Source organism: uncultured Lutibacter sp., from assembly GCF_937891065.1.
Taxonomy (GTDB): domain Bacteria; phylum Bacteroidota; class Bacteroidia; order Flavobacteriales; family Flavobacteriaceae; genus Lutibacter.
The window spans coordinates 1-2845 of the sequence record NZ_CALAEQ010000250.1; the positions used below are offsets into that span (position 1 = coordinate 1).

General features: G+C 31.7%; 4 protein-coding genes. 1 reads left to right on the top strand and 3 read right to left on the bottom strand.

The genetic code is table 11. From position 1 onward, the window contains the following. Window positions 1–692 (top strand): nitronate monooxygenase family protein (locus tag Q0352_RS13480; RefSeq protein WP_299528354.1); only part of this gene is annotated, 692 nt, incomplete at its 5' end. Window positions 693–766: 74 nt separating this feature from the next. Here Q0352_RS13480 and Q0352_RS13485 read toward each other — a convergent pair. The 3 genes from Q0352_RS13485 to Q0352_RS13495 all read right to left on the bottom strand — a co-directional run. Beyond that, the gene (locus Q0352_RS13485; protein WP_299528356.1) at window positions 767–1666 is read right to left on the bottom strand and encodes a TIGR01777 family oxidoreductase; all 900 of its coding nucleotides are present in this window, start codon (window positions 1664–1666) and stop codon (window positions 767–769) included. A gap of 76 nt (window positions 1667–1742) precedes the next feature. Continuing rightward, the gene (locus tag Q0352_RS13490; protein ID WP_299528358.1) at window positions 1743–2306 is read right to left on the bottom strand and encodes a 2-oxoacid:acceptor oxidoreductase family protein; all 564 of its coding nucleotides are present in this window, start codon (window positions 2304–2306) and stop codon (window positions 1743–1745) included. A 6-nt stretch (window positions 2307–2312) separates the two neighbouring features. Next, a partial coding sequence (locus tag Q0352_RS13495) for a thiamine pyrophosphate-dependent enzyme (protein WP_299528360.1) occupies window positions 2313–2845 on the bottom strand: 533 nt, incomplete at its 5' end.

The following is a 2845-nucleotide window of genomic DNA, read 5'->3' on the forward strand; positions in this document are numbered from 1 at the left end:
AAATACTTTGTGAAGAAGGTGTTGATTTTATTATTACTTCGCTTGGAAGTCCAGAAGAAACTATTAAGCAGGCACATAAACATAATATTAAAGTATTTTGTGATGTAACAGATTTAAGTTTTGCTAAAAAAGTTGAAAGCTTGGGTGCTGATGCTATTATTGCCGTTAACAATGAAGCTGGTGGTCATAGAGGAAATTTGAATGCTGAAGAGTTAATTAAATTAATAGCATCAAATTGTTCAATTCCTGTTATTTCAGCGGGTGGAGTTGGGCGTAGAGTTGATATTGATAAAATGCTAAGTTTTGGTGCTGAAGGAGTTTCAGTTGGAAGTCCGTTTATAGCTTCAATAGAAGCGGGTGTTACTGAAGAATACAAGCAGGCGTGTGTTAATTATGGTGCTAAAGATATTATAATGACCGAACGTATTTCTGGCACACCTTGTACCGTTATTAAAACACCCTATGTTGAAAAAATTGGAACTAAACAATCTTGGATCGAGTCATTTCTAAATAAGAACAAAAAATTAAAAAAATGGGTTAAAATGGTTCGCTTTATGATTGGTAACAACGCAGTAACCAATGCCGCAACAAAAGCGACCTACAAAACCGTTTGGGTTGCTGGTCCTAGTATAGAACACACCAAAGAAATTTTACCAGTAAGTAGAATTATTGATAAACTTATTAATGATTAATATTTAGTTAGCAAATAGCTATCTATTCTCTTTTATATTCTATAGATATTTAGCTTTTTTATTTAGAACTAGGCTTATTTAAGTAAGTTATGCAATGCCTTAGTTAAGGTTGTATAGTTAAATTTGAATCCTGTTGCTACAATTTTTCTTGAAGAAACCCTACTTCCTTCCAATAGTATTATTGTCATTTTCCCTAAAAATAGCTTTAAAAAGAATGAGGGAATATTAGGTAACCAAAATGGTTTTTTAAGCACTTTCGCAATTTGTTTGGATAGTGTTTTATTGGTGATGTGTTCAGGTGCAACAGCATTATAAACCCCATTAATTTCGGTGTTTTCAATTACTTCAGCATACATATTACATAAATCTTCGAGGTGAATCCAAGGAATAAATTGTTTTCCACTTCCAAGAGCTGCACCAACACCAAGTTTAAAGGGTTTACTTATTTTTTCAAATGCACCTCCTTTTTCAGAGAAAACAACTCCAGTTCTTAAAATAACAGTTCTAATATTTAATGTTTTAAATTGGTTTGAAGCATTTTCCCAAAGCTTACATATTTCGCTTAAAAAATCAGCTCCTGATTCATCATTTTCTTCATAAATTTTTGTTGAAGTTGTAGCTCCATAATAACCAATACCTGATGCCGCAATAAATGCTTTTAAATTAGGGTTTAACTCTTTTATTTTACGAAATAATAGATTTGTAGATTTTACACGACTATCAATTAATTCTATTTTTCTTTCATTAGTCCAACGTTTATCAGCAATACCAGCCCCTGCTAAATGAATAATATAATCAGCTTCAATTACCGCTTTGGCATCAATATAATTAGTTTCTAAATTCCAGTAATAACAATTTGGTTTCGTGGTTTGGTTTCTACTTAGTACAGTGACATTATATCCTTTTTTGCTTAGCATAATAGAAAGATGTTTTCCTACTAAACCTGTACCACCAGTTATTAAAATTGTACTCATAAAAAATTCGGTTTCTTTGTAATATTAATATTACAAAGAAACCGAATTTAAGGTTAAAAATCAATAAATATCTAAACTATGAAATAGCTTCAGTCATTTTATATAAAGTTACGCTATTCATACCCATAGTAATAGCTTCTTTATTTAAAGGGATTAAATGATGATAACGTTCAGGTAAGGATTTTTTTAATCCTTCAATTACATTGTCTAAAAGTACAATAGGTTTTACTTTTAAAAATGCACCTAAAATTACCATATTAAATATTTTTACATTTCCCATTTCAGTAGCCAATTTGTTACCTTCAATCTGGAAAATTTTAATATCTGTTCTTGTTGGAGGATGAGAGATACCATTTGGATCGTATAATAAAACACCACCTGGTTTTACTGATTCCTCAAATTTATCCATAGATTGTTGGTTTAAAACAATAGCGGTATCAAATATTTGTAAGTAAGGAGAACTAATTCTATCATCACTTAAAATAACTGTTACATTTGCTGTTCCACCACGCATTTCTGGTCCGTAAGATGGCATCCAACTAACTTCTTGGTCTTGCATGATACCAGAGTATGCTAAAATTTTCCCCATTGATAGTACACCTTGACCACCAAATCCTGCTATAATTATTTCTTCTGTCATAATTTTTTATTTTAAAACACCATCAACTTTAATATCACCTAAAGGAAAATATGGGAACATATTTTCTTCCATCCAAATATTAGATTCATTTGGTGTCATTTTCCATCCAGAGTTACAGTTAGAGACTATTTCAACAAATGAAAGTCCTTTTTTGTTTCTTGTGTTTTCAAAAGCTTTTTTAAGTGCTTTTTTAGCTTTACGAGCATGTTTATGAGTATGCACAGCATGTCTTGTTACATATTGAACACCTGGGAGGTTTGCAATTAATTCAGTCATTTTTAATGGAGATCCCATAGTTTCAATTTCTCTTCCGTAAGGAGAGGTTGAAGATTTCATACCCGCTAAAGTTGTTGGAGCCATTTGTCCACCTGTCATTCCGTAAATTCCATTGTTCACAAAAATAATAACAATGTTTTCACCTCTGTTACAAGCATGAATAGTTTCAGCAGTACCAATAGCAGCTAAATCTCCATCACCTTGATAGGTAAATACATATTTTTCAGGCCAACATCTTGCAATAGCAGTTGCTACTGCAGGAG